Origin of the sequence: Arthrobacter sp. MP_M4, from assembly GCF_035984855.1 — a bacterium.
Classification (GTDB): Bacteria; Actinomycetota; Actinomycetes; order Actinomycetales; family Micrococcaceae; genus Arthrobacter.
In genome coordinates this window covers 339,993-364,092 of record NZ_JAXCHX010000001.1, presented here as the reverse complement: position 1 = coordinate 364,092, position 24,100 = coordinate 339,993, and the positions used below count along the sequence as shown (strand labels likewise).

The 24,100-nt window shown below is 66.6% G+C and carries 26 protein-coding genes; 12 read left to right on the top strand and 14 right to left on the bottom strand.

Going from position 1 to position 24,100, the window contains the following annotated elements:
* Positions 1-24: 24 nt before the first annotated feature.
* Positions 25-735: a GNAT family N-acetyltransferase gene (locus RCH15_RS01805; RefSeq protein ID WP_326957437.1), complete on the top strand. Its 711-nt coding sequence runs from the start codon at positions 25-27 to the stop codon at positions 733-735.
* Positions 736-758: 23 nt separating this feature from the next.
* Here RCH15_RS01805 and RCH15_RS01800 read toward each other — a convergent pair whose 3' ends face one another.
* The 7 genes from RCH15_RS01800 to RCH15_RS01770 form a co-directional block, all read right to left on the bottom strand.
* Positions 759-2,276 (bottom strand): DHA2 family efflux MFS transporter permease subunit, encoded by a 1,518-nt coding sequence (locus tag RCH15_RS01800; RefSeq protein WP_326957435.1) that lies wholly within the window; start codon positions 2,274-2,276, stop codon positions 759-761.
* A 74-nt stretch (positions 2,277-2,350) separates the two neighbouring features.
* Positions 2,351-2,914 (bottom strand): PadR family transcriptional regulator, encoded by a 564-nt coding sequence (locus tag RCH15_RS01795; RefSeq protein ID WP_326957432.1) that lies wholly within the window; start codon positions 2,912-2,914, stop codon positions 2,351-2,353.
* Between the two features lie 118 nt (positions 2,915-3,032).
* A complete protein-coding gene (locus tag RCH15_RS01790; protein WP_326957430.1) occupies positions 3,033-3,428 on the bottom strand; it encodes an ankyrin repeat domain-containing protein in 396 nt (131 codons plus the stop codon).
* Positions 3,425-4,507: a CAF17-like 4Fe-4S cluster assembly/insertion protein YgfZ gene (ygfZ, locus tag RCH15_RS01785; RefSeq protein WP_326957428.1), complete on the bottom strand. Its 1,083-nt coding sequence runs from the start codon at positions 4,505-4,507 to the stop codon at positions 3,425-3,427. The genes RCH15_RS01790 and ygfZ overlap by 4 nt, the downstream gene beginning before the upstream one ends.
* A 22-nt stretch (positions 4,508-4,529) precedes the next feature.
* On the bottom strand, positions 4,530-5,255 hold the full coding sequence (locus RCH15_RS01780) for a flavodoxin family protein (RefSeq protein WP_326957427.1): 726 nt from the start codon (positions 5,253-5,255) through the stop codon (positions 4,530-4,532).
* A gap of 87 nt (positions 5,256-5,342) precedes the next feature.
* Positions 5,343-5,957 carry an FABP family protein gene (locus RCH15_RS01775; RefSeq protein WP_326957425.1) on the bottom strand — a complete coding sequence of 205 codons (615 nt, stop codon included), beginning with the start codon at positions 5,955-5,957 and terminating at the stop codon, positions 5,343-5,345.
* A 175-nt stretch (positions 5,958-6,132) separates the two neighbouring features.
* A complete protein-coding gene (locus tag RCH15_RS01770) occupies positions 6,133-6,867 on the bottom strand; it encodes a permease (RefSeq protein ID WP_326957423.1) in 735 nt (244 codons plus the stop codon).
* A 257-nt stretch (positions 6,868-7,124) separates the two neighbouring features.
* On the opposite strand from RCH15_RS01770, the gene RCH15_RS01765 reads away from it, so the two are divergent.
* The 8 genes from RCH15_RS01765 to asd all read left to right on the top strand — a co-directional run bounded on the left by RCH15_RS01765 (position 7,125) and on the right by asd (position 15,428).
* Positions 7,125-7,823, top strand: a complete 699-nt coding sequence (locus RCH15_RS01765; protein WP_326957421.1) for a winged helix-turn-helix transcriptional regulator — start codon at positions 7,125-7,127, stop codon at positions 7,821-7,823.
* A gap of 249 nt (positions 7,824-8,072) precedes the next feature.
* Positions 8,073-9,038: a mycothiol synthase gene (mshD, locus tag RCH15_RS01760; RefSeq protein ID WP_326957420.1), complete on the top strand. Its 966-nt coding sequence runs from the start codon at positions 8,073-8,075 to the stop codon at positions 9,036-9,038.
* Between the two features lie 115 nt (positions 9,039-9,153).
* Entirely contained in the window at positions 9,154-11,418 is a 2,265-nt protein-coding gene (locus RCH15_RS01755; RefSeq protein ID WP_326957418.1) for an RNA degradosome polyphosphate kinase, read from the top strand.
* A gap of 11 nt (positions 11,419-11,429) precedes the next feature.
* Positions 11,430-12,407, top strand: a complete 978-nt coding sequence (locus RCH15_RS01750; RefSeq protein WP_326957416.1) for an NUDIX hydrolase — start codon at positions 11,430-11,432, stop codon at positions 12,405-12,407.
* A 100-nt stretch (positions 12,408-12,507) separates the two neighbouring features.
* A complete protein-coding gene (locus RCH15_RS01745; RefSeq protein WP_326957414.1) occupies positions 12,508-13,311 on the top strand; it encodes a thymidylate synthase in 804 nt (267 codons plus the stop codon).
* On the top strand, positions 13,308-13,895 hold the full coding sequence (locus RCH15_RS01740; protein WP_326957412.1) for a dihydrofolate reductase: 588 nt from the start codon (positions 13,308-13,310) through the stop codon (positions 13,893-13,895). Before RCH15_RS01745 ends, RCH15_RS01740 begins: the two co-directional genes overlap by 4 nt.
* A gap of 4 nt (positions 13,896-13,899) precedes the next feature.
* On the top strand, positions 13,900-14,118 hold the full coding sequence (locus RCH15_RS01735) for an NF038396 family protein (RefSeq protein ID WP_326957410.1): 219 nt from the start codon (positions 13,900-13,902) through the stop codon (positions 14,116-14,118).
* Between the two features lie 167 nt (positions 14,119-14,285).
* Entirely contained in the window at positions 14,286-15,428 is a 1,143-nt protein-coding gene (gene asd, locus RCH15_RS01730) for an aspartate-semialdehyde dehydrogenase (RefSeq protein WP_326957408.1), read from the top strand.
* A 13-nt stretch (positions 15,429-15,441) separates the two neighbouring features.
* Here the strand turns inward: asd and RCH15_RS01725 are convergent, their stop codons facing one another.
* The gene (locus RCH15_RS01725; protein ID WP_326957721.1) at positions 15,442-16,545 is read right to left on the bottom strand and encodes a winged helix DNA-binding domain-containing protein; all 1,104 of its coding nucleotides are present in this window, start codon (positions 16,543-16,545) and stop codon (positions 15,442-15,444) included.
* Positions 16,546-16,618: 73 nt separating this feature from the next.
* Between RCH15_RS01725 and RCH15_RS01720 the strand changes: the two genes are divergently transcribed.
* Complete coding sequence (locus RCH15_RS01720; protein ID WP_326957406.1) at positions 16,619-17,098, top strand: hypothetical protein; 480 nt, start codon at positions 16,619-16,621, stop codon at positions 17,096-17,098.
* Between the two features lie 148 nt (positions 17,099-17,246).
* On the opposite strand, the gene RCH15_RS01715 is transcribed toward RCH15_RS01720, so the two are convergent.
* The 4 genes from RCH15_RS01715 to RCH15_RS01700 are packed head-to-tail and all read right to left on the bottom strand — an operon-like array spanning position 17,247 to position 20,577.
* Positions 17,247-18,314, bottom strand: a complete 1,068-nt coding sequence (locus tag RCH15_RS01715; RefSeq protein ID WP_326957403.1) for a UDP-N-acetylmuramate dehydrogenase — start codon at positions 18,312-18,314, stop codon at positions 17,247-17,249.
* Positions 18,315-18,363: 49 nt separating this feature from the next.
* The gene (locus tag RCH15_RS01710; RefSeq protein ID WP_326957401.1) at positions 18,364-19,647 is read right to left on the bottom strand and encodes an MFS transporter; all 1,284 of its coding nucleotides are present in this window, start codon (positions 19,645-19,647) and stop codon (positions 18,364-18,366) included.
* 4 nt (positions 19,648-19,651) lie between these two features.
* On the bottom strand, positions 19,652-20,089 hold the full coding sequence (locus RCH15_RS01705) for a MaoC family dehydratase (protein WP_326957399.1): 438 nt from the start codon (positions 20,087-20,089) through the stop codon (positions 19,652-19,654).
* Between the two features lie 2 nt (positions 20,090-20,091).
* Positions 20,092-20,577: an FAS1-like dehydratase domain-containing protein gene (locus RCH15_RS01700; RefSeq protein ID WP_326957397.1), complete on the bottom strand. Its 486-nt coding sequence runs from the start codon at positions 20,575-20,577 to the stop codon at positions 20,092-20,094.
* Between the two features lie 160 nt (positions 20,578-20,737).
* Here RCH15_RS01700 and RCH15_RS01695 point away from each other — a divergent pair, with 160 nt between their 5' ends.
* Positions 20,738-21,115: an ArsR/SmtB family transcription factor gene (locus RCH15_RS01695; protein WP_326957395.1), complete on the top strand. Its 378-nt coding sequence runs from the start codon at positions 20,738-20,740 to the stop codon at positions 21,113-21,115.
* Positions 21,112-22,773: a SulP family inorganic anion transporter gene (locus RCH15_RS01690; protein ID WP_326957394.1), complete on the top strand. Its 1,662-nt coding sequence runs from the start codon at positions 21,112-21,114 to the stop codon at positions 22,771-22,773. Before RCH15_RS01695 ends, RCH15_RS01690 begins: the two co-directional genes overlap by 4 nt.
* Here the strand turns inward: RCH15_RS01690 and RCH15_RS01685 are convergent.
* Positions 22,763-22,987 (bottom strand): DUF3188 domain-containing protein, encoded by a 225-nt coding sequence (locus RCH15_RS01685; protein ID WP_326957392.1) that lies wholly within the window; start codon positions 22,985-22,987, stop codon positions 22,763-22,765. The genes RCH15_RS01690 and RCH15_RS01685 overlap by 11 nt on opposite strands.
* Before the next feature lie 141 nt (positions 22,988-23,128).
* Complete coding sequence (locus tag RCH15_RS01680; protein WP_326957391.1) at positions 23,129-24,079, bottom strand: DUF2797 domain-containing protein; 951 nt, start codon at positions 24,077-24,079, stop codon at positions 23,129-23,131.
* Between the last annotated feature and the right edge of the window lie 21 nt (positions 24,080-24,100).

The window sequence follows — 24,100 nt, the reverse complement described above, 5'->3', positions numbered from 1 at the left end:
CGCACCGGTGGGTAGGGTGGATGCATGACTCTTGAGCCCGGTTCGGTCGCCATCATCCAGCTCGCCTGGGCCCGCCGTCTGGGGCTCGACGACGACGCGTTTGCTGCTGCCGCGGGCGACCGCATCATCCATGCCGACGATACCGCCCGGATTGTCCAATTCATTCGGCTGTTCGGCAATTCCGCTCTGGTGGGCCCGCAATGGGCCCTCGACGCCGCCGCCGGGCTGCCCGACGGCGAACTGGCGCAGCACGGCACCCTGCTGACCCTTACGCGGGACCACAGCGGGCACGGGCTCGGGGCCTCGGCACTGTTCTTTGCGGACGACCTGCCGCTGCGCCAGCCCTCCGGCGAACTGACCGTCTCGCAGGGAAGCCCGGAAGCCGTGGAGCTGGAAGCCTTCTGCCCGCCGGACGACGTCAACGAAGTAAGCCTCTCGGACCTGGAGCACCGCTTCACCATCATGCACATGGAGGACGGCCGGCGGACCCCGGTGGCCTGCGGAGCCTACACCGAGTGGGAGGGCATCCTGGCCCAAATGGGGGTACTGGTGGCCCCGCAATGGCGCCGCCGCGGGCTGGGCTCCCTGGCCGCCTCAGTAGCGGCACACGAGGCTCTCGCCTCCGGGCTGACACTGCAGTGGCGCGCCGATGTCAGCAACAAAGGGTCCCTGGCTGTCGCCCGCAGCCTGGGTTTCACCGCCGGCGGCATCCAAACCAGTGTGCTGCTGGGCTGATCCGGCAGCACACCCGTTCAACATCAGCCGGACTTTACTGCGGATCCCTCAGGCGTTGCCGGAGCGGAAGCAGGCGCGCCCCAGCTTTGCACCGGCTGGGGCTTGGCGAAGAACAGCGCCACCGCCGCGCCGACCAGGATGACGGCAGCGGGCAACAGGATGGACTGGCCCATCGCCGTCGAGAATCCCTCCTGCAGCGCCTCGGGCAGCGCACCGCCGAAGGCCATGGGGCTGGCCTCGCCGGAGGCACCCGGGGCGGCCGGAAGCTCCGCCGCGAGCCGGGACTGGATCAGGACGGCAATGGCGGCACTGCCGAGAACGGCTCCGATCTGCCGGGTGGTGTTGTAGACACCCGAGCCGGCGCCCGCTTGGCGTGGGGGCAGGTTGCGGGTGGCCGTTGAGCTCAGGGGGGCCCAAATGCCCGCGTTCGCGAACCCCAGCACCGCGCTGGGCAGCAGGAACAGCCAAATCGGCGTGTCCGGGTGCATCAGGGACGCGTTCCATACCAGCGCCACCGACATCAGGACCAGCCCGGCCGCGGTGATGAACTTCGGGTTGACCCGGTCGATGATCTTGCCGACCACCGGCGCGAGGCCACCGGAAATCAAGGCCATCGGGACCATCATGAGCGCGGACTCGGTGGGGGTCAGGCCACGGACGATCTGGTAATAGAAGATCAACGGCAGGCTGAACGCAGTCACCGTGAAACCGACAGTGGTGATGCTGATATTGGCCAGCGAGAAGTTGCGGTCCTTAAAGAGGGACAGCGGCAGAAGCGGTTCACCCTTGTTCAGCTTCTGCCAGACGACGAAGACCACCAGGACGACGATCCCGGCGATTATGAGCCCCCATACCGTGATGGGACCGGAGATGGTGCCCCAGTTGTAGGTCTCGCCCTCCTGGATGCCGAACACCAGCAGGAACAGCCCGACCGCACTGAGCAGCACGCCGGGGATGTCGAACTTGTGCGGGTGGGTGCTCAGCGACGGAACATAGCGCAGGGCCAGGAAAAACCCGACGACTCCCACCGGGAGGTTGATGAAGAAGATCCATTCCCAGCCGAAACCGTCGACGAGAACGCCGCCAAGGATCGGTCCCACGAGGGTGGCGACGCCGGCAGTGGCACCCCAGATGCCCATCGCGGCTCCGCGCCGGTCCGGCGGGAAGATCCGCGTGATCACGGCCATGGTCTGCGGCGTCATCAGCGCCGCTCCGAAGCCCTGGAAGACGCGGGCCAGAATCAGCGTCTCCACGTTCCCGGAGAGCCCGCACCACAGGGACGCCAGCGTAAAGACGACCAGCCCCGTCAGGTAGAGCTTCTTCGGGCCGAAACGGTCGCCCAGCCGGCCGGTGATCAGCAGCGGCACGGCGTAGGCCAGCAGGTAGGCACTGGTTACCCAGATGACTGAGTTGATGTCAGCGTTCAAGCCCTCCATGATGCGGGGATTGGCCACCGAGACAATAGTGGTGTCGATCAGGATCATAAAGAACCCGATCACGAGTGACCACAGCGCCGGCCACGGCCTGGCAACGATTTCCATGGGATTCCTTTGAGGTTGAGGAGGTATAAAGTGTGCGGCGAAAGGTGTTCGTCGGCGCCGGGGTCCGGGACGGGCTACCAGGGAAGCCGGCCGCTGTGCAGCCGGTCCTGCAGGTCCCGAATCCAGCCGATTTCGGCGGTCAACATGACCCGCTGGTAATCCATGTCGATCCAGTACTTGCGTTCGACACCCTTGGTCCGGAGCCGGTCCTCGCCCGCGGAGAGGAACTCCAACTGCTCCGTCAAACCCTTGAGACGGCGGTCGAGCAGTTCGGTCACCACCCCGGCCGGAAGGTTGTACGCCTCCGAGACAGCCAGCGGAAACGCCGGATACTCGTTGACGGGACTGGACAGCATGTCCTGGATCCTGTGGGTCAAGGCTTCCCGCCCTGCCTCGGAAATCTCGTAGGTGGTACGTTCCGGACGGTTGCCCTCGCGGTCGGTGCCGGCTGCTGCCACCAGGCCCTGCTCTTCAAGCCGTCCGACCGCGTGGTACAGCGTTCCGGGCCGGACCTTGAGGAGGCGGTCCTCATGCCGTGCCATCAGAAGCTGGTACATCTCATACGGATGCATGGGCTCCTCGACCAGCAGGGACAGTGCGGCAACGCCGAGCGGTGTGAGGGGTGCGGTTCGCGCCATAAGGCCTTGTCCTTCCCGCGATACGTCCTGCGGCGGCACCAGCGGCTCCGCCCTTATTCCAAGAGAACTATTCCACATGGAGTATTACGACGCAAAAATCCCGTGCGGAGGGAAGCGATCAGCCGAGCACGGCCAGGATGTCCTTGCGGTCGAACATCTGCGCGGCCGCCCGGGCGGAGGGCGTCCCGGCGTCGGGGTCGGCCCCGGCCAAGAGCAGCACCTGCGCAACATCCGTGTACCCCTTGAAGACCGCGCCGGCGAGCGGTGTCTGGCCGCGGTCATTGGCGGCGCCGGCGTCTCCGCCGTGCTGAAGGATCACCCGGACGGTGCCGGCGTGACCATGGTAGGCGGCCAGCATCAGCAGCGAATCCCCGGCAGCGTTCGTCAGCGTGGCCGGCACCCCGGCGGCCAGGTAGCTGCCAAGAATCGCGGTATCCCCCTGGCGGGCGGCGTCAAGGAGCTTGTGGGCGAGCGCCACGGTCTCCTCGTCAGGGGCCGGGGACGCCCCGGTCATCGGGTTCCCCGCAGGAAACCGGTTCGCCGTCCCACAACCTGGCCTGCATCCGGAGCCACAATAAGTTCCTGCGCCGCGGTGTAAGGCTCTTCGCCGTCAAGGACTGTCAGCACTTCCCCGGGGGCGACAGAGCGTTTGACGACGGCCAGCGCCACGGGACCCATCTCGTAGTGCTGCGCTACGGACGTTACGGCGCCCACCAACCGGTCCCCGGAACGGACCTCGCTGCCGACCGCGGGCATCGTGTGCTGCGAGCCGTCGAGCTGCAGGAACACCAGCCGGCGCGGCGGGTGGCCCAGATTGTGGACCCGGGCCACGGTCTCCTGGCCTTTGTAGCAGCCTTTGTCCAGGTGCACGGCGGTGCGGAGCAGGTCCAGCTCGTGCGGGATGGTCCGATCGTCCGTTTCGGCACCCCAGCGCGGACGCCAGGCTGCGATGCGCAGGGCCTCGGCCGCCCAGACCCCGGCGAGCGGGCGTTCGCCGGCGGTAACTTCCAACTCACCGGCCGGGACCAGGTATTCAAACCACGGCCGCTCAAGACCTGGATGACCGGCCTCATCCACCACCGCGTAGGAGTAGCCGCCTGCGCCGACATGCGGCCACGGATCCTCCCAGACCAGCAGGCCGGAGAATTCAGGCACCCGGCGGGTGGAACCCAGCACGGCCCAGTCCGCCGACACGTCGGCAATCTCGACCCGGAGCATGAATTTCATCTTGTTGAGCCATTCGGCGAGCGGTCCGGCCTCGGCTGCCTCGACGATCAGCCAGGTGGTGGCGCCGTCGTCCACCACCCGCGCGTCGAATTCGATCCGGCCCTGCACGCTCAGGAGCAGCAGCTCGGTGGACTGACCGGGCGGGAGGTTCGTGAGCTGCTGTGAGGACAGGGTGTTGAGCCAGCTCAGCCGGTCCGGTCCGGTCACGGTGACCACACCGCGGTGGGACAGATCCACGAGGGCGGTACCGGCGGCCAGCGCCCGCTGTTCCCGCAGCGGTTCGCCGTAATGGGAGGCGACGCCGGCGTCCGCCCCGGCCGCTTCAACGGCGCCGGGGCGCGCCAACAGGGGGCTTTTGATAGTCATATGTAGTAGAAGTCCTTAGAGATCAGCGGTATTCCGGGTTTTCGAAATCGAACCGGGTTCCGGCCTTCCAGGCTTCAGGCAGGTTTCCGTAGGCGGGGATGCCCCCGGCGTCCTTGAGCATGCGGGCCATGTGCAGCAGGTTCCACGTCATGAAGGTGGCGTTGCGGTTGGTAAAGTCGCTCTCCGGCCCGCCGGAGTCCTCATCAAGGTAGCTCGGGCCCGGGCCCACGGCGCCGATCCAGCCGGCGTCGGCCTGCGGCGGAATGCTGAACCCGATGTGTTGCAGGCTGTAGAGGACGTTCATGGCGCAGTGCTTAATGCCGTCCTCGTTGCCGGTGACCAGGCAGCCGCCCACCTTGGAATAGAACGCCCACTGGCCCTTGTCGTTGAGTTCACCGGAGTGGGCGTAGAGGCGTTCGATCAGCTTCTTGGTCTGCGAGGAGTTGTCACCCAGCCAAATCGGCCCGGCCACAATGACGATGTCGGCTTCCCGGACGGCCGGATACAGCTCCGGCCATTCATCGGTCAACCAGCCGTGCTCACGCATGTCGGGATAGACGCCGGCGGCGATGTCGTGGTCCACCGTCCGGATCACGCGGGTGGCGACACCGTGTTTGTCCATGATCCGGCGGCTGACCTCGATCAGGCCCTGGGTGTTGGAGGTCTCCGGGGACTTCTTGAGAGTGCCGTTAAAGAACACGGCTTTCAGGTCGCTGAAATCGGTGGGCGGTGCGGCTGTCTCGTTCACTGTGGTGCTCCCTGCGGTCGCTGCGGACTACGGAAATTCAGTGCGGCCCTTCGACTGGCCCGTTAGGTGGCACCCGGACCGGTGCGGTCAGCTGACTTTGGCGAGGATGGCGGACGCGTGGGCCTCCAGGCCGCTGCCCGCCGAGGGGCCGTTGCCGGCTGCGACATCCCAACGCCAGAGGAGGTTACCGTCCACCAGACCGAAGATCCTGGTTGCGGCCGTGTACTCCTTGGAGTGGCTGCCGCGCATCACCATGTCGGTGCTGAGCTGGATCTGGGGGCCCTTGATTTGGCCGTAGTACAACTCGGAGATACCGCCGGGGTGCGAGATGGACACGGAGATGTCAAAGCCGCCGTCCTCGTTGCGCAGCTCCTCGACTTCGTCGGCACTCTTAAGCACCGGAACGATATCGGCCGGGATCAGCCCGGGACCGCCGTCCTCTTCGCGCTGTTTGCGCTCCAGCGCCCAGAAACCGGTTTCGACGGTCAGGGGCCGCAAGGTGGCGCCGGCGTCGTCGGTCAGCCAACTCTCGGCCCGGTACTGCAAGTACGGCAACCCGTTGTGCACAAAGGACACGTGCTGCCGAAAATGCTCGGAGTCCTCTTCACCGGCTCCCAGCCGGCCCCCGCCCTCCCACTCACCAATGAGCCAGGACAGGGGAACGAGTTCGGGCGTCAGATCTGTGGGTATTTCAATCGGCACAGCAGCTACCTCTGGAAACGAAGACGGCTAGATATCTCTGGCGTTTACTTCTGGCCTTTGAAGAGGCGGTAAACAACGAAGCCGGCAAACCACGCCATGGCCAGGCTGGCAACGCCGAGCAGGACAAGGAAGAAGATTTCAAATGCAAGTACGGACATGATGCCATCCTAGCGCGTTAGTGGATGAGTAGTTTGTCAATGAAGTACGCCAGCGAACCGACGGCGGCGACCGGGCCCAGGCCCATTCCAAGAGCTGCCGGAAAGTTTAGCGATTCGCCGCGGAGAATGACCAGCCGGCGAAAGCTCATCAGCACCGCTCCTACCACCACCCCGACAACCGCGGCCGGCAGAACCGCGATGTCGGAGAAGACCAGGCCCGCCAGCGGCCCTGCCAGCCCGGCGCCGACGACACCCAGTGGTGCCACCACCCGGTCCGGCCAGCGGATCAAACTGGCCAGGAGGGCAATCGCGGCGCTGATGGCGGCGACCAACAACATTTCACGGACACCGTTGAACCGGGCACAGGCAATCCAGCCGGCACCCAGGCAGGACAACAGAACGCCTGCACTGGAACCCAGTGTCGATTCCAGCCGTTGTGCCTGCCCGGTGCCGCGGATCAGCTGCATCACGAAGACCGCCATCACTCCGGCGGCCAGGAACGACGGCGTCCAGTCCAGGAAGCCCGGCCCGGGAAGGTACGTGGCAGCCACCATGGCGCCCGCGCCCGGCAGCCCGATCAGCACAGCCAGGGTTTTCTTGGCCGGGATACCCAGGAAATGCGGCCAGCCCACGCCAACGGCGACGGCGATGAGAACCCCTACCCCGAGGAGGGCTTCCGGGGAAATGTACGAAGCGCCGACGATGGCGGCGAGTCCGGCCAGCCCGATAACGCCGATGGTCCAAGACTTCACTGTTTAGCCGACATCGTCATATCCGTCATTCGTCTTCCGGTCATCGTCGTACTTTCGCTCACTGCGGACCCCAATTCGACCTGATCTTGCGTCAGGGGGCTGCGGGCCCCGACGGTCCAATCCTGCCCTATATGACCGTTTTGTGTCGCAAAGGGGCCGAATGCAGGTGACGGAAGAGTGTCCGGGAAGGGGCCGTTGGGTATACTCAAACCCAGCTAGAGACGCCCAATGATGCGCGGACACCCCTTGGAGGAAACATGTCGCACATCCTGCTACTGACGAACAGCACCGGCTCATCGGTGGACGTCCTGCCTGCTTTGGAACTACTGAACCACCGGGTCCACATTCTCCCCGCCGAACCGACTGCCCTGCTGGAGACGGACCCGTGCGACATCGTCCTGCTGGACGCCCGCAAAGACCTCGTCGGAGCACGTTCCTTGACGCAGCTGCTCAAGGCCACCGGCCTGAGCGCCCCCCTGATGCTCATCCTGACCGAGGGCGGCATGGCCGCCGTGTCCTCGGCCTGGGCAGTTGATGACATCCTGCTGGAATCCGCCGGGCCCGCCGAGGTTGAAGCCAGGATCCGACTGGGTGTTGCGCGGGCCGTGCCGGACAGGGACGAGGCCCCGAGCGAGATCCGCGCGGCCGGTGTCGTCATCGATGAAGCCAGCTACACCGCCAGGGTCAACGGTGCGCCGCTCAACTTGACGTTCAAGGAATTCGAACTGCTCAAGTACCTGGCCCAGCATCCCGGGCGGGTCTTCACCCGTCAGCAGCTGCTGACCGAGGTGTGGGGCTACGACTACTACGGCGGCACACGCACGGTGGACGTCCACGTCCGGCGCCTGCGGGCGAAGCTCGGCGCGGACCACGAGAACCTCATCAGCACGGTCCGCAACGTCGGGTACCGCCTGACCCTGGCCCGGCAGCCGGAGGAAGAATTCACCGGGGCCTAGACCGGCCCAAGGGGCCCGGCAACGCAGAAAGCCCCGGACCTTAGTCCGGGGCTTTCTGCGTTTCAGTGGAGGACATACGGGTCGAACGTATCGAGGCCACCCCAGTGGTGGATCCCCCTCGCACCAGGACTGGCTTTTCCAGAAGAAACGCTTCTGGACCGGTCAGCCGGATGAGATAGCGACTATACGCAACAGTTCCGGGAACCACCAAATCGGGCCCGCCAGGGCTGCACCGTATAGCCTTGCAGCATGAGTCCTGCGCATCCCGAGAACTGGCCCGTGCTCTCCATCGAAGGAGCCGCGGATCCGCAGCTCCTTCGAGATGTTCAAGCCCTCGCGGCCGCCGCCGAGGAATCCGATGCAAATCCGCCGTTGTCGGAGCAGACGCTCGTGACCCTGCGAGCCGCGGACGGCGGGCACTCGGTGCTGACCCTGGCCCTGTACAGCCCCGATGAAGGGTCCGACCCGGCGACGGCCCAGGACCTGGCCGGGGTCGCCGTCGTCATCGAGGAACCGGACGGTACCGGCGTGCTGGAGATTGCCGTCCACCCCAGCTACCGGAACCAGGGCGTCGCGGACCGGTTGGTCCACGAACTCAAGAGCACCCGCGGCTTCTCGGGCCTTAAGGCATGGTCCCACGGCAACCACGAAGCCGCGGCGGAGCTCGCCGCACGCTACGGCTATGGGGCCGTCCGGGAACTCTGGAAGATGCGGCTCACCACCGCCGCCGCTGACCTGCCCGACGTCCCGGTGCCGGCAGGGGTGATGCTGCGCCCCTTCGTCCCGGGCCGGGACGAAGACCCCTGGCTTGCCGCGAACCGCGCCGCCTTCGCGCACCATCCGGAGCAGGGGAATATGACGCGGGGTGACCTGGGCGCCAGGATGGCCGAGCCGTGGTTCGACCCCGCGGGGTTCCTGCTGGCCGTCGACGCTGCGGACCGGATCCTCGGCTTCCACTGGACCAAGGTGCACCCCGGCCAGGGCGGTCATCCGGCGATCGGCGAAGTGTACGTGGTGGGCGTGACCCCCGATGCGCAGGGTACCGGGCTGGGAAAAGCCCTGACGGTGGCCGGCATCCGGCACCTGCAGCAGCAGGGCCTGCACGCCGTGATGCTGTACGTGGACGCGGACAACTTTCCGGCAGTTTCACTGTACCGGCGGCTGGGCTTCACCCGTTGGGACGTCGACGTCATGTATGCCCCGCTGGAGGAGTAAAAATCCACTCGGCGTACGACAAATGTCCGCCGGGGGAAATCTGGATCTTTGAAAGCTGACCGCAGCCTGAATGCTTGTAAGGTTGAAGCAAATCGCGCCAGCATTAGGAGAGACCATGCAAGGGGAATCTGCCCGGACCGCCACGTCTGAGGCCGCTAAGTCGGACAAGAAAGTCCGGCCCGCGCGTGCCCGGTTTGGTTCTTCCGAAGTGCCCGCCTCGCGTGCCACCCAGGACCGGATCGACATTCCTGAGTTTGCGCCCAACCTGGAGCCGGAAGGTGATTTCAGCCCTGACCGCTTTTTGGACCGCGAGCTGAGCTGGCTTTCGTTCAACGCCCGTGTGCTGGAACTCGCCGAGGATCCGAACCTGCACCTGCTGGAACGCGTCAGCTTCCTCTCCATCTTTGCGTCCAACCTGGATGAGTTCTTCATGGTCCGCGTCGCCGGACTCAAGCGCCGGATCGCCACCGGCCTGGCTGTCCCCTCCCCCGCCGGGCTCAGCCCGATGCAGGTGCTGGAACAGATCGGCGAGGAAGCCCACCGGCTGCAGCAGCGACACGCCCGCGTCTACGCAGAGCAAATCCGCCCGGCGCTTGCCTACGAGCACATCCATCTCATGCACTGGGACGAGCTCGATTCCCAGGCCAAGGACCAGCTCAGCGCCATGTTCGCGGAGAAGGTCTTCCCGATCCTGACCCCGCTGGCCGTGGACCCGGCCCACCCGTTCCCGTACATCTCGGGGCTGTCCCTGAACCTCGCCGTCGTGGTCCGCAACCCGGTCAGCGACAAGGAACTGTTCGCCCGCCTGAAAGTCCCGGACCAGCTCCCCCGGCTGATCTCCATTGACGGCCCCCGCGCCGGTTCGGTGCCCGGGCGGGTGGCCCGCTTCATCGCCCTCGAGGAAGTCATCGCCGTCCACCTCGACCAGCTGTTTGCCGGGATGGAGGTGCTCGAGCACCACACGTTCCGCGTCACCCGCAACGAGGACGTCGAAGTCGAAGAGGACGACGCCGAGAACCTGCTGCAGGCTCTCGAGAAAGAACTGCTGCGCCGCCGCTTCGGCCCCCCGGTCCGGCTCGAAGTCACCACCGACATCAATCCGAACATCCGGGCGCTGCTGATCCGCGAACTCGGCGTCGAAGAGTCGGAGGTGTACTCGGTCCCCGCACCCCTGGATCTCCGCGGGCTCTCAGTCATCGCCGGCATCGACCGCGCCGACCTGCACTACCCCAAGCACGTCCCGCACACCTCCCGGCACCTGAACGAATCGGAAACGTCCAAGGCAGCGAACGTCTTCGCCGCCATGCGCCGGCGTGACATCCTCCTGCATCACCCCTATGACTCCTTCTCCACCTCGGTGCAGGCGTTCCTGGAGCAGGCGGCCTCGGACCCCAAGGTCCAGGCCATCAAACAGACGCTGTACCGGACCTCGGGCGATTCGCCGATCGTCGATGCCCTGATCGACGCCGCCGAGGCCGGCAAGCAGGTCCTGGCCCTGGTCGAGATCAAGGCCCGCTTCGACGAGCAGGCCAACATTTCGTGGGCCCGGAAGCTGGAGCAAGCCGGCGTCCATGTGGTGTACGGCATCGTGGGCCTCAAGACCCACTGCAAGCTCTCCCTCGTGGTACGCCAGGAAGTGGACGGGCTCCGGCGCTACTGCCACATCGGCACCGGCAACTACCACCCGCGCACGGCCCGCTACTACGAGGACCTCGGTCTTCTGACGGCCAACGAACAGGTGGGCGAGGATCTGTCCAAGCTCTTCAACCAGCTCTCCGGCTACGCCCCGAAGTCCACTTTCAAGCGTCTCCTGGTGGCGCCGCGGTCGGTACGTTCCGGGCTGATCGACCGGATCGAAACCGAGATCCGCAACGCCAAGGCCGGCCTCGCCGCCCGCGTGCAGATCAAGGTCAACTCCATGGTGGACGAAGCCATCATCGATTCCCTCTACCGGGCATCCCAGGCCGGCGTTCCGGTGGACATCATCGTGCGCGGCATCTGCTCGCTGCGACCCGGGGTGCCCGGGCTCAGCGACAACATCACCGTCCGGTCTGTGCTGGGCCGTTTCCTGGAGCACTCGCGCGTATTCGCCTTCGCCAACGGCGGGGACCCCGTGGTCTACATCGGTTCAGCTGACATGATGCACCGGAACCTTGACCGCCGGGTGGAGGCGCTGGTCCAGCTCACCAGCGGGGACGACACCACCTACGTCATGGATCTGCTGCGCCGCTACATGGATCCGGAAACCGCCAGCTGGCATCTGGACAATGAGGCGGTTTGGACCCGGCACCACCTCGCGGAAGACGGTTCCGATCTCGAGGACATCCAGTCCTGGCTGCTCAACTCGCGCTCGCGGCAGCGGTCGTCTGGTCTGCGGTAGGGGCTCTGGCTTTGAGTAGCGATTCACTGGTTGCCGACCAAACAGACCACTCCGGCGATGCAATTGCGGTGGTCGCCGCGGGAGCCCTTCCGTGGCGGGTGGGCCCGGGCGACCAAGGCCAACTCGAGGTCCTGCTGATCCACCGTCCGCGCTATGACGACTGGTCCTGGCCCAAAGGCAAAATTGACCCCGGCGAGACCGTGCCCGAATGTGCCGCGCGGGAGGTCGATGAGGAAATCGGGCTGAAAGCCCCGCTGGGAATCCCCCTGCCCGCCATCCACTACCAGGTTCCCGCCGGCCGGAAGGTGGTCCACTACTGGGCTGTTGACGTCAACGGCGCCGCGCTCCTGCCCGATGGCAAAGAGGTGGACAGCGTCATGTGGTGCTCGCCGGAGAAGGCTGCCCGGTTGCTCAGCAACCCAGGCGACGTTGCCCCGCTGGAGTTTCTGGCGGCGGCCCACGCCCGCGGTGAGCTGAAGACCTGGCCGCTCGTGATTGTGCGCCACGCCAAGGCCAAGCCGCGCTCCTCTTGGTCCAAAGCCGAAGGGGACAGGCCGCTCGCTGCCACCGGCATGCGGCAGGCCCAGGCAGTAGGACGCCTCCTGCAGGCTTGGAAACCCATGCGCGTTGTCTCCAGCCCCTGGCTTCGGTGCGTCGCCACGATCGCCCCCTATGCCAAAGCATCGGAGGCGAAGGTGAAGCTGAACGAGGCCCTCACGGAGCACCGGCACAACCGCCACCCGCACAGAACCGCCGCCGCCGTCGAAAACCTTTTCGATAAGCAGCGGGCTGTGGCGGTATGCACCCACCGCCCGGCCCTGCCCACGGTATTTGCCCAGCTCGGCAAGCATATGGGATCCCGGCTGCGCGCCGAACTGCCGGACGCTGACCCGTTCCTGGCCCCCGGCGAGATCGTGGTGTGCCACGTTGCCCACCACAGCAAGAACAAGGTCGTCGCGGTCGAGCGGTTCAGGCCCTTCGACGACTGAGGTCCTTGACCCTTTCCAGCAACCACCAGCAATGTATCAAGTACTTGATACATTTCTGGTGAATCTTGGGGCATTCCATGCCGGTGCATAGACTGGGTCGGTGAGCATCCCAACGCCCTATGAAGACCTCCTGCGCGATGTCCTGGACCACGGCACGCACAAATCGGACCGGACCGGCACCGGCACCCTGAGCGTGTTCGGCCGGCAGTTGCGCTTCGACCTGAGCAAGAGTTTCCCGCTGATCACCACCAAACGCGTGCACTTCAAGTCAGTCGCCGTGGAACTGCTGTGGTTCCTCCGCGGGGACACCAATGTGAAATGGATGCAGGACCAAGGCGTCACCATCTGGAACGAATGGGCAGATGCCGACGGCGAGCTTGGCCCGGTCTACGGCGTCCAGTGGCGTTCCTGGCCGACCCCGGACGGCGACCACATCGACCAAATCGCCGAACTGATGGAAAACCTCAAAACCAGCCCGGATTCCCGGCGGCACATCGTCTCGGCCTGGAACGTCGCCGAACTCAAGGACATGGCCCTCCCGCCATGCCACGCGTTCTTCCAGTTCTACGTGGCCGACGGCAAGCTCTCCTGCCAGCTGTACCAGCGCTCCGCGGACACCTTCCTGGGTGTGCCGTTCAACATCGCCTCCTACGCCCTGCTGACCCGCATGATCGCGCAGCAAACCGGGCTGGAACCGGGCGAGTTTGTCTGGACCGGAGGCGACGTTCACATTTACGACAACCATATGGACCAGGTCCTCAAACAGCTTGCGCGCGAACCCTACGATTACCCGCAGCTGAACATTACCCGGAAGCCCGACTCCATCTTCGATTACACCCTCGATGACTTCGAAGTAATCGGATACCAGCACCACCCGACGATTAAGGCCCCGATAGCCGTATGAGCGATGACACCATGCCGGGCGAGCAGCCCGCAGACTTTCCCGACAAGCTGGCCGCCCTCGCAGGACTCGGCATGGTCTGGGCCCAAACCAGTACCGGAGTCATTGGCAAGGACGGGGGCATGCCGTGGCACCTTCCTGAAGACATGGCGCACTTCGCCCGGCTTACCACCGGCCACCCTGTGATTATGGGTCGCAAGACGTGGGAGTCCTTTCCGGACAAGTACCGTCCCTTGCCCGGGCGGACGAACATCGTCATCACCGGCCAGGAAACCTGGGGGGCAACTCCGGCGGCCGCGGGTTCCACCGCAGTCAGGTCCCTGGATGACGCGCTTCTGGAATCCCAGTTTGCGCCGGGCAATGAGATGGTGTGGATCATCGGCGGCGGCAAAATCTTTGCGCAGTCCATGGACCTCGCCGATGTCGCCGTGATCACCACCATCGATACCGCTACGGAAGGCGACACGTTCGCGCCGGACCTCGACTACGACTGGACCCTGGAAGGCAGCCTGCCGGTGGACGGCTGGGAGACCGCCGGCAACGGCACGCGCTACCGCATCAGCGTCTGGCGCCGGAGGGAGCACTAAAGCAATGCTGAAGAAACCCGAAACCCTCTTTGTCCTGGGCTACATGCTGCTGCCGCTGCTGGCGCTGCTGTCCGCGATTGTAGGACTGACCATGATCCTGGGCGGCAACAAGATCATCGGCGCGATCGTGCTGGTGGTGATCACCCAGGCCTTCGCCTTCGGCGCGGTGTGGGCATTGCGCCGGCGCAAGCACGCCCTCCTCACGGAGCGCACGGGCGAATAGAGGCGCCGCTCCGGCACAGTTGGCGACATCTTCAGAACTACCCCGACAGCGCATACCCTTTCCCGGCCGTCGGAAAAGCGGCAGTCCCGGGCCCGGCCCCCGGCAGATTAATGGAGCGGTGACGTAACCGGCTGCGCCGCGAAGCCGGGAAAGTCTAAACTGGGCGAATGACTACAGCAGCTACCCCGTCCGTAGGACTGGTCGGTTGGCGTGGCATGGTCGGTTCCGTCCTGATGCAGCGTATGCAGGAGGAGGGCGACTTCGCCACTATCAACCCCGTTTTCTTCTCCACCTCCAACGCCGGAGGCCCCGCCCCTTCGTTGGCTGGTCCCGCCGGGGGTGACACCGGCAGGCTGGAGGACGCGTTCGACGTCGAGACCCTCGCCAAGCTGCCGATGATCGTCACCGCCCAGGGCGGTGAGTACACCACGAAGATTCACAGCGCGCTGCGCAGCCGCGGCTGGGACGGTCTCTGGATAGATGCTGCGTCCACCCTCCGGATGAACGACGATTCGATCATCGTGCTGGACCCGATCAACCGCGACGTCATCGACAAAGGCCTCGCGAACGGCACCAAGGATTTCATCGGCGGCAACTGCACGGTCTCGTGCATGCTCATGGGCCTCGGCGGACTCTTCAAGAACGGGCTCGTCGAGTGGGGCACCTCCATGACCTACCAGGCTGCCTCCGGCGGCGGTGCCCGGCACATGCGGGAGCTGCTGAGCCAGTTCGGCACGCTCAACGCCCAGGTCAGCTCGGAACTGGGCGATCCGGCGTCGGCCATCCTGGAGATCGACCGCAAGGTCCTGGCACACCAGCGCAGCGGCATCGACGCCACCCAGTTCGGCGTGCCGCTGGCCGGGTCGCTGATCCCGTGGATCGACGCGGACCTTGGCAACGGCCAGTCCAAGGAAGAGTGGAAAGCCGGGAAGGAAACCAACAAGATCCTTGGCACCTCCGGCGACGAGCACATCATCATGGACGGCCTGTGCATCCGCATTGGTGCCATGCGCTCGCACTCGCAGGCGCTCACGCTGAAGCTGCGCGAGGACCTCTCCGTCCTGGAGATCGAGAAGCTCCTGGACGCGGACAACGAGTGGGCCACCGTGGTGCCCAACACGAAGGAGGCCTCCATGGAGGAACTCACGCCCGTGGCAGCCTCCGGCACCCTGAAGATCCCGGTGGGCCGCATCCGGAAGCTGGAGATCGGGCCGCAGTACATCAGTGCCTTCACCGTCGGCGACCAGCTGCTGTGGGGTGCGGCGGAACCGTTGCGCCGCATGCTCAAGATCGCCACCGGCAACCTCTAGGACCCTTCCCCGTTCAGGTGCCGAGGAATCTGCGGTACTTCGCGGCCTGCAGCTCAAAGGACCTTTGGGCTGCGGGCCGCAACCCGTTAACGTCGTCGAACGGTTCGGGCACCACCTTGGCGGCCCGGCCGGTGCGGGAGACAGCCCAGGTGCCAACGACCCGGCCGCCTGCAATCATCGTCCGCCGGAAGACCCCGTTGCCGCCGAGGACGATCCTGTTGGCATGTTCGGGCGCAAGCACCAGCGACCGGTCGGCGTAGCCCAGCAGGAACTCATCAAATCCCGGCAGTACCAGCACTCCCCGCCCGGCCGGAACGCCCTCGTCCAGCAACGCTGCCGTCTCCGGGGATAGCCAGTAGCGGATGCCCTCGAACTCCAGCTCCTCCAGCTGGCCACGCACCAGAGCCAGGGCAGCGCGGACTTCCAGCAAGGAAATACCGGACCACCAGGAGAAATCCCGCACCGTGGCGGGTCCGTGGCTGCGCAGGTAGCGCAGCAACCACTCGGCGGTCCCTTCCTCGCGGTCCAGCATCCGCGACTCCGGAATCCAGTCATCGAAAGCCACCACCAGTTGCTGGTTTCCCGCCAGCGGGCCCTGCACCAGCAAGCCCCGCTGGCACAGCATTCCCAGCAGGTGAATGCCACGCTGGCCGCCCGCCGGCTGGCCTGCGCGTTCGAAAGCCTGGAACACTTCCGCCCTGCTGGCGGCGGCGCCTCCCGAGACCAGCCCCAGTGCGGCTTCAGCCGCAGCGTCAACGTCAGGGGCGGAGATGCCCAGCTCACGGTGGCGCCCGGCTATGCCCCGGATATGCCGCGCTGAGGTGATGGCCAACACCCACTTCAAGTCTTCGGGAGCCAGAAGGTGCAGGGTGCCGCGCATCGGCCAGGATCGGACTACTTCCCCGCGGTCAAGGGCGCTGCGGACCTCGGCGATTCGGGAACCCGGCACACGCTGGCCGACAGCCCAGAGTGCGGACTGCAGATCCTGCGCCTGCATCGCGGCCATCCAGCGAACGGCCGCCGGGACGCTGCCGAGTCCAGGCCCGGCCAGGCCTTGCGAGGCCAGCCGCAGCCGGCCAAGGATCCCCTTGCTCAACCTGGTACGCGCCGCTGCCATCATGCACACCATGCTAGGACGGCGGACGGGCCGTTCACAGCCGCCGTCCAGCCGGACTGCCTACCCTTGAGGGATGACCTTGAGTGAGATGTGGCCCTTGCTGCGGCCCCTGAGCAGGAGGCTGGCCCTGCTTGGCTGGGTTTCCAGCGCTGCCGGCATGACCGCCGGGCTCGCCGTCGCCATCGCCAGCGGCACCCGCCTCTCGCCCCTGATGAGCACCATGCAGCTCGTGTCCGTCGTGTCCATGGCGGTAGCGGTGGCCAGCTTTGTCACGGCTGCCTCCGTGCAACCGAGGTCACTGCAGCAGGACGCCCTTGACGCGCCGGCCGGCCACCACCGGGGCGAGTTGCCCGATACCGTGAAGAGTTTCCTGCTCGGCTCGTTGGCGCTGCTGGCCGGGGCCGTCGTCTTCGCGCTCGCCGGTTTACTGCTGCGCAGCGGCCCCAGTGACCAGTCCGTGGCGTTCTGCCAGGTTTTCTTCCTGGGTGCCGCCGCTTCCGGCTTCACCTTCATGCTGTTCAGCCGGGTCGCAGGGCGCCGCAGCGGGAACTGAGCGGCGCCCTCGGGCCGCCGAAGCCCACCAGCCCCGCCTCGGCGTTCTTCTATCCGGCCCTGGCCGCTTCCGGCTGGGCCAACGCGCTGGCTGCCGCAGCGGCAGAACGACGCCAGGCGCCACCTGCGGAGCAAGTGGGTTCCGCTTCCTAGAGCTCCACACCGATCAGCAGCGGTTCCGGGTGCAGTTCAATGCCGAAACGTTCGACGACGCCGCGGCGCACCTCACGGGCGACGGCCAGCATGTCCGCCGTGCTCGCCGTTCCCCTGTTGGTGATCGCCAGGGTGTGCTTGGTGGACAGCGATGCCCGGCCGCCGGCGACGCTGCCGGGCTCGAGCCCGAACCCCTTGCCGTAGCCGGCCTGGTCGATCAGCCAGGCCGCCGAAAGCTTGGTCAGCCCGTCGGTACCGCCCGGGTAGCGGGGTGCACCGTCCGGAAGCCCGGCTGCCACGTCCGCCGGCACGATCGGGTTCGTGAAGAACGAGCCGGTGGAGTACGTGTCCCGGTCCGCGGCGTCCCAAACCATCCCTTTGCTGGCCCGGAGCCGGAGGACCTCGCGCCGAACGTCGTTGGCGTAGGCCCGCTGGCCTACTTCCACGCCCAGCGCGCGGGCCAGCTCGGCGTAGCGGATGGGGGCGCTCATCCGGCCCAGGGGCAGCTGGAACTCCACGGTGAGCACCACGTAGCGCGGGGAGCCGTTGACGGTGGTTTGCTTGAGGATGGAATCGCGGTAGCCGAACTTAAGCTCTGAGCTGGTGAAGGTCTGCACGGCGTTGCGTTGCCGGTCCCAGGTACGTACGGCCGCGATGGTCTGGGATACGTCCGAGCCGTAGGCCCCGACGTTTTGAACCGGGGTGGCGCCCGTGGCGCCGGGGATGCCGGCCAGCGCCTCGATTCCGGACCAGGCGTGCAGCACGGCGTGTTCCACCAGGGCGTCCCAGTTGTGGCCGGCCTGAACCACCACGGCAACACCGCCGCAGGAGTCCTCCGCAGTGACCGTGAACCCTTCCGAGGCGATCTTCAGGACGGTGCCGGGGAACCCGGCGTCGGATACCAGCAGATTGGAGCCGCCGCCGATGATCAGCAGCGGCCCACCGGCTGCGTCCGCCGAGCGGACAGCATCGATGATCGCAGCCTCGGTCCGGGCCTCGATGAAGCAACCGGCGGGGCCTCCGACGGCGGCGGTGGTCAGGGCGGAGAGCAGTGTCTGGGTCACCCGACCAGCCTAGCCGCCCTGACCGGACGGCCCTAAGCAGCCCCGGTTCCTAGCCGAGTTTCCGGGCGACCGGCGAGAGCAGGAAACTGACCACGAGCATTACCATCACGGCCAAGAGGGAATGCAGGATTCCGATGTGCTCCGCCAGCAGGCCCAGCAGCGGCGGGCCACAAAGGAATGCTCCGTAACCGATCGTGGACACCACGGACACCCGGGCGGCGGCCTTGACGGGATCATCGGCGGCAGCAGACATGCCCACCGGGAAACCGAGCGAGGCGCCGAGCCCCCAGATTGCCAGGGCCACATAGGCCACCCACGGCACAGGTGCAAAGACGAACAAACCGAGGCCCAGCACGGCCAGGGCCGCACACCACCGCATCACCGGGACACGGCCAAACCGGTCCAGCACCACGGTGCCGGCGAAGCGTCCTATGGTCATGAACGTGACAAAAAGTCCGTAGCCCGCGGCACCCGCGGCGTCGGACTGGCCGTGGCCGTCGGCGAGCGCGAGGGCCACCCAGTCCCCAGCAGCCCCCTCGGCCAGGGCCAGCCCCAGCACCAGCACCCCGAGCAGGAGGGTCCGGCGGTCCCGCCAGGCCTGGGCAATTTGGCGCTTGCTGTCCAGCGGTGCCTCCGGGCGGTCCGTCCTGACCAAGGGAATGGGTCCGGTGGAGGGGTCCTCGAAGGTATCCGGCCCGGATGCCTGGAACGTCCGCCGCGCTTCGACCGGTGTGATGTCCGCGCGGAACCACGCGGCGGCTGTGGCCACGGAACCCGCGACCAGCAGCCCCACTCCGGCGAAGTGCCAGAAAACGGGCACGGCGGCCCCCGCGGCCCACGCGCCCGTCGCGGCGCCAGCGACAGTGCCGAGGCTGAACGCGCCGTGCAGCCGCGGCATGATGTGCCGGCGCACTGCCCGTTCCACCGCGGCTCCCTCGACGTTGGATGCGGTATTCCAACTCGCCGTGCCGAGCCCAATGACGGCCAAACCTGCGGCAACGGCCAGCGGGTTGACCAGCACGGAAGTTCCCAGGCCCGCGAGCACCAGGCCGGCGCCCACCATGATGCTGCCTATCCGGATGGTCTGCCTGGACCCGAACCGCAGCACGATCAGCCCGGACGCGGAGACAGAAAGAAACGAGCCCAGGGTCATGCACAGCAGCAGCAGCCCCACACTGCCTGGCGTGAGGTCCAGGCCGTCGCGGATGGCGGGCAGCCGGGACACCCAGGTGGCGAACGCGATGCCGCTGACCGCGTACGCAACCACGACCGCGTTGCGCCAGTGCGTAATCTCAGCAGCCTGGCCCGCGCCCACCTCGACGGCATCGGCCATGCGGCTAGGCCAGCCTGACGACGGCCTGGGCCTTCATCAGCACCTTCTGGCCACCCGAGGTGACGGTGAGATCCACGCGGGCGGTGCCCGCCCCGGCGTCGAGCGCTCCAATGGCGCCGCTGACCTCAATCACGGCGCCGGCCTCGGCCGTTCCTGTGGTATCGGACACCGGAACCGGTTTGGTGAAGCGGGTCTGGAAATCGACGACGGCGGCGGGGTCGCCGACCCAGTCGGTTACCAGCTGGACGACGGAGCCCATGGTGAACATGCCGTGGGCGATCACACCGGGCAGTCCCACCCCGGTGGCGAAGGCCTCGTTCCAGTGAATGGGGTTGAAGTCGCCGGACGCGCCGGCGTACTTGACGAGGTCCGCGCGGGTGACGTCGATGCTGCGGCTGCCGATAATCTGTCCGACGGCGAGATCTGAAAGTACGGGTGTCATAGCTACTGTCCTTCTCCGCGGACCAGGATGGATGAGGTGGCGGTGGCGACGGGCTCGCGCGCTGCATCGCCGGCCGTGCCGGCGGAAGCACCGCCGGCGAGGGCGAAAATTTCCGAGCGGGTGGTGATCATGGCTCCGCCGCCCATGGCGCGGACTCCGTCGACGTGCAGCTCGGCCACCAGGCGGTCCCCGGCCAGGATGGGCCGGTGATGAATGAACCGCTGGTCCGCGTGCACCACGCGGGAGAAATCGATGCCCGACTCAGGGTCCTCGATCAGCTGGGCGTCGGCCCTTTGCGCGACGATGATGGCGAACGTGGGCGGGGCCACCACGTCACTGTGGCCCAGGGCTTTGGCCGCGTCGACGTCGAAATGGGCGGGGTGGGTGGCTTTGACCGCGCGGGCGAACTCGCGGATTTTCTCGCGGCCCACGTCGTACACCTCTTTGGCAGGGTAGCTGCGTCCCTGCAGATCCGGATTGATAGTCATGGGTTCCAGCCTAGCGTCAGGGTGCCGGCGGCCGGGAGCATCCGCCGGCGGGTGGAAAGCTGGCGGCCAGGTCCGCACCCCGTGTGCGGTATGATGAAATCATCATTTCATCATCCCATGTCCGTTCCAGACTCCAGGCAACGAGAAAGCCCAGGCAGCCATGATTTCGCCCGCGCAAACCCCCCTCTACGAGATCAAAGCCAACCTCTTCAAGGCCCTGGCCCATCCTGCGCGCATCCGGGTGCTTGAGCTGCTGTCCGCCGCGCCGGATCACGCGGCGCCCGTGAGCTATCTGTTGGCGGAGACGGGGCTGGAAGCGTCCCACCTGTCCCAGCACCTCGCCACCTTGCGCCGCCACAAAGTGGTGACCTCTGCCCGCTCCGCGAACGCGGTGACCTACCGGCTCGCCAATCCGAAGATCGCCGACCTGCTGGCGATCGCCCGGGCGTTCCTGCTTGACAGCCTGGCCGACTCCAATGAACAACTGCAACTTGCGCGGACACTCCCCAGCGAGCACCTGAAGGGCTTCACCCCATGAGTGCAGCACGCGCACGGCTCACGAGGTTCCTGCCGTCGCGCCGGGACTACGACGGGTTGGGCTCAACCTGGAAAACGGACGTGCTGGCGGGCATCACCGTGGGGATTGTGGCTCTGCCATTGGCGCTGGCGTTTGGAGTGAGTTCCGGCGTCGGCGCCGAGGCCGGACTCGTCACGGCCGTCGTCGCCGGCCTGGTGGCAGCGGTCATGGGCGGTTCACACGTCCAGGTCTCCGGCCCCACCGGGGCGATGGTGGTGGTGCTGGCCCCCGTTGTCGCCCAGCATGGGGTGGGGAGCATCGCCCTGGTTTCGCTGCTGGCCGGTCTGCTGGTGGTCATCCTGGGCATCAGCGGGCTGGGGCGGGCCGTAGCCTTCATCCCCTGGCCTGTGGTGGAAGGCTTCACCCTCGGCATCGCCGCAATCATTTTCCTGCAGCAGGTGCCGATGGCCGCCGGCACCGAGGGGATACCGGGCCACAATACGCTGCTGGCCGCTGTCGAGAGCGCGTCGGCGGCCACGGTGCCCGCTGTTCTGCAGACACTCGCCGTCGTCGCGGGCGTGGCTGCCGTCATGTTCCTGCTCCCGAAGCTGTATAAGCCGCTGCCCGCGAGCCTGGTCGCGGTGCTGCTGGCCACCGTGGGCGCCGAACTGCTCCAGCTGGACATCCCACGGATTGGGGCGCTGCCGCACTCGCTGTCCGCCCCGTCGTTGCCCTCGCTGGATCCTGCCGCGCTGGGCGGGCTGGTCATGCCCGCGGTGTCCATTGCCATGCTGGCCGCTATTGAATCCCTGCTCTCCGCACGGGTTGCTGCCGGCATGGTGGGGCCGGACGGAAGGCCCTCCGGGGCGTACAGCCCCGACCGGGAACTCATGGGGCAGGGCCTCGCCTCCATCGCGGCGGGATTCTTCGGCGGGATGCCGGCCACCGGCGCCATCGCCCGCACCGCCGTCAACGTCCGTTCCGGAGCCAAAACCCGGCTCTCCGCCATTGTTCACGCCCTGGTGCTGCTGGCCATCATCTATCTGGCGGCCGGCCTGGTGGGAAAGATTCCGCTGGCGGTCCTGGCCGGGATCCTGATGGTCACAGCAGTCCGCATGGTTTCACGGCACACGGTGACCGCTATTCTGCGCTCCACCCGGGCCGACGCCTTTGTGTTCGTCCTGACGGCCCTGATCACCGTGGCCTTCGACCTGATAGTGGCCATCGAAATCGGGCTCATCGCCGCGGCCCTCTTCACGCTGCGGAAGTTTGCTTCGCTCAGCGGGGTCAGGCGTGAGGAAATCCCGGAACCGCACGAGGACGGGGACCAGCACATTGCGATCTTCCGGCTGGACGGGGCCATGTTCTTCGGCGCCGCGGAAAGGGTTCTGCAGGAAATCAGCCAGGTCAAAGACATCCAGGTGGCCATCATCCGGTTGTCCCAGGTGCGGATGCTCGACGCGACGGGCGCCCATACCCTGGTCGAGGTCATCTCGGCCCTGGAGCTGCGCGGGGTGACAGTCCTGTTGAAGGGTGTCCAGCCGCAGCATCTGGAGCTGGTAACCAATGTCGGGGTGATCCGGTCACTGCGGCACCACAACCACCTGTTTTCGTCCCTGCCCGAGGCGGTGGCGCACGCCCGCAGCCATGTGCGCCGGAACGCTGCTGCTAGCGCTTAAGGTTTTGCCGGATCGTTTGGCCGCGGACCACGATGCCGGCAATGTGCAGGATAAGCCCCAGCCCAATCACGGCCAGGGAACCGACCGCAAGGTCCTGGTTGCCGGAACTGTTGCCAATCACGTTCAGGACGATGCCGACGCCGAGGAACCCCATTGCGCTGAAAACCAGCACCTTGTAGGTGGTTGAAGCGGACTCCCAGAATTCTTTCAGCACCGCACCAGTCTACCGGGAAGCGCCGCCACCCCAGCGGGCCCGGAATATGCCTGGCGACACTCAGAATTCCTGGCGACGCGGGAATCCGGGCGCGTCCGGTATTTTGCGCGTCGCGGGGCAAGAGTCGCGGGGCAATCAGCCTCAGAACAGGGACTCCTGGACCGCCGGGACGCAAGAGCCATGGTCGCCGAGCACAATTGTCCGTGCCTTCAGCTGGCCAAGGTTGACGATGAATTCAAGATCGGCGCCGTCGAGCCGGGCCAGCGCGACGCTGCCGCTCAGCGAGTCGATCCGGAAGCCGTGGGCACCGGTACTGAGCTCCTGCGGGTACGCATGCCGGGCAGCCGGGGCGCAGACCGCATCCGACAGGCCCGGCCGCAGCCAGCGCTCCTCCACGACCTCGAAGCCGCCGCCGCCGGCACCGGCCAACAGCATGCGGACCTCCGCGGCCAGCCGGCTGTTCCGGGCATCGAGTTCGGCGGCGGGCGCCGGGCTGACCAGTGCTGCGGCCTTGGCTGCGGCGCGGATCTGCTGCGGGATACCGGCGTCGCGGGTCACCAGGTCCTCGAGAAGCCTTACTACCCGGCCGTCGTCGGCCCGGGCGACGTAGCGGGCGGCGACGGCGCCCTGCTCCGCAAGTCTCTTCCATTTCCGCAGGTTCGCGGCGGTGCCCACCTTGCTGGCACCGTTGGCGAAGCTGGCGATGTACAGCCAGTGCGGCTGCATCAGGTAGGTCCGCAGCCCGGCCGGCACGCGCCCGCCGCGGTGAAAATCGTGGATGAGCCGCGAATCGTCCATGACGAAGCACCGCTCACACTGGCTGCCTTTTACGGCCGGGGCATTCTCCGGGCACAGAATGTGATCGCGGTCGGCCGGCCCGTGGACCACGTGGTGCCCGAGGCATTTCTTCCCTGCGGCGGCGAGCCTGAAACCGAGCCGGGTTCCGGCGTCGAGCGGCAGTTCGGTAAAGCCGCCCTCAGGGTTCTGCAGTCGCATCGCCGGGCTCCCGGCGGCGGGCACCGCTGAGCCCGCCGGGCCGGCCGGCCCGGAATCCCAAAAGACCCCGTGGACCAGATAGCAGGTATCGGGCACGGGGTCTCCTCGGTTCGGTCC

Bases quoted from the DNA above. Each gene is read 5' to 3' on its own strand.
- RCH15_RS01705 (WP_326957399.1), bottom strand. From the start codon at position 20,089: ATGACACCCGTACTTTCAGATCTCGCCGTCGGACAGATTATCGGCAGC.
- RCH15_RS01700 (WP_326957397.1), bottom strand. From the start codon at position 20,577: ATGACTATCAATCCGGATCTGCAGGGACGCAGCTACCCTGCCAAAGAG.
- RCH15_RS01740 (WP_326957412.1), top strand. From the start codon at position 13,308: ATGAGCGATGACACCATGCCGGGCGAGCAGCCCGCAGACTTTCCCGAC.
- asd (WP_326957408.1), top strand. From the start codon at position 14,286: ATGACTACAGCAGCTACCCCGTCCGTAGGACTGGTCGGTTGGCGTGGC.
- RCH15_RS01800 (WP_326957435.1), bottom strand. From the start codon at position 2,276: ATGGAAATCGTTGCCAGGCCGTGGCCGGCGCTGTGGTCACTCGTGATC.
- RCH15_RS01805 (WP_326957437.1), top strand. From the start codon at position 25: ATGACTCTTGAGCCCGGTTCGGTCGCCATCATCCAGCTCGCCTGGGCC.
- RCH15_RS01795 (WP_326957432.1), bottom strand. From the start codon at position 2,914: ATGGCGCGAACCGCACCCCTCACACCGCTCGGCGTTGCCGCACTGTCC.
- mshD (WP_326957420.1), top strand. From the start codon at position 8,073: ATGAGTCCTGCGCATCCCGAGAACTGGCCCGTGCTCTCCATCGAAGGA.
- RCH15_RS01720 (WP_326957406.1), top strand. From the start codon at position 16,619: ATGACCTTGAGTGAGATGTGGCCCTTGCTGCGGCCCCTGAGCAGGAGG.
- RCH15_RS01765 (WP_326957421.1), top strand. From the start codon at position 7,125: ATGTCGCACATCCTGCTACTGACGAACAGCACCGGCTCATCGGTGGAC.
- RCH15_RS01725 (WP_326957721.1), bottom strand. From the start codon at position 16,545: ATGGCAGCGGCGCGTACCAGGTTGAGCAAGGGGATCCTTGGCCGGCTG.
- RCH15_RS01690 (WP_326957394.1), top strand. From the start codon at position 21,112: ATGAGTGCAGCACGCGCACGGCTCACGAGGTTCCTGCCGTCGCGCCGG.
- RCH15_RS01790 (WP_326957430.1), bottom strand. From the start codon at position 3,428: ATGACCGGGGCGTCCCCGGCCCCTGACGAGGAGACCGTGGCGCTCGCC.
- RCH15_RS01735 (WP_326957410.1), top strand. From the start codon at position 13,900: ATGCTGAAGAAACCCGAAACCCTCTTTGTCCTGGGCTACATGCTGCTG.
- RCH15_RS01710 (WP_326957401.1), bottom strand. From the start codon at position 19,647: ATGGCCGATGCCGTCGAGGTGGGCGCGGGCCAGGCTGCTGAGATTACG.
- RCH15_RS01755 (WP_326957418.1), top strand. From the start codon at position 9,154: ATGCAAGGGGAATCTGCCCGGACCGCCACGTCTGAGGCCGCTAAGTCG.
- RCH15_RS01695 (WP_326957395.1), top strand. From the start codon at position 20,738: ATGATTTCGCCCGCGCAAACCCCCCTCTACGAGATCAAAGCCAACCTC.
- ygfZ (WP_326957428.1), bottom strand. From the start codon at position 4,507: ATGACTATCAAAAGCCCCCTGTTGGCGCGCCCCGGCGCCGTTGAAGCG.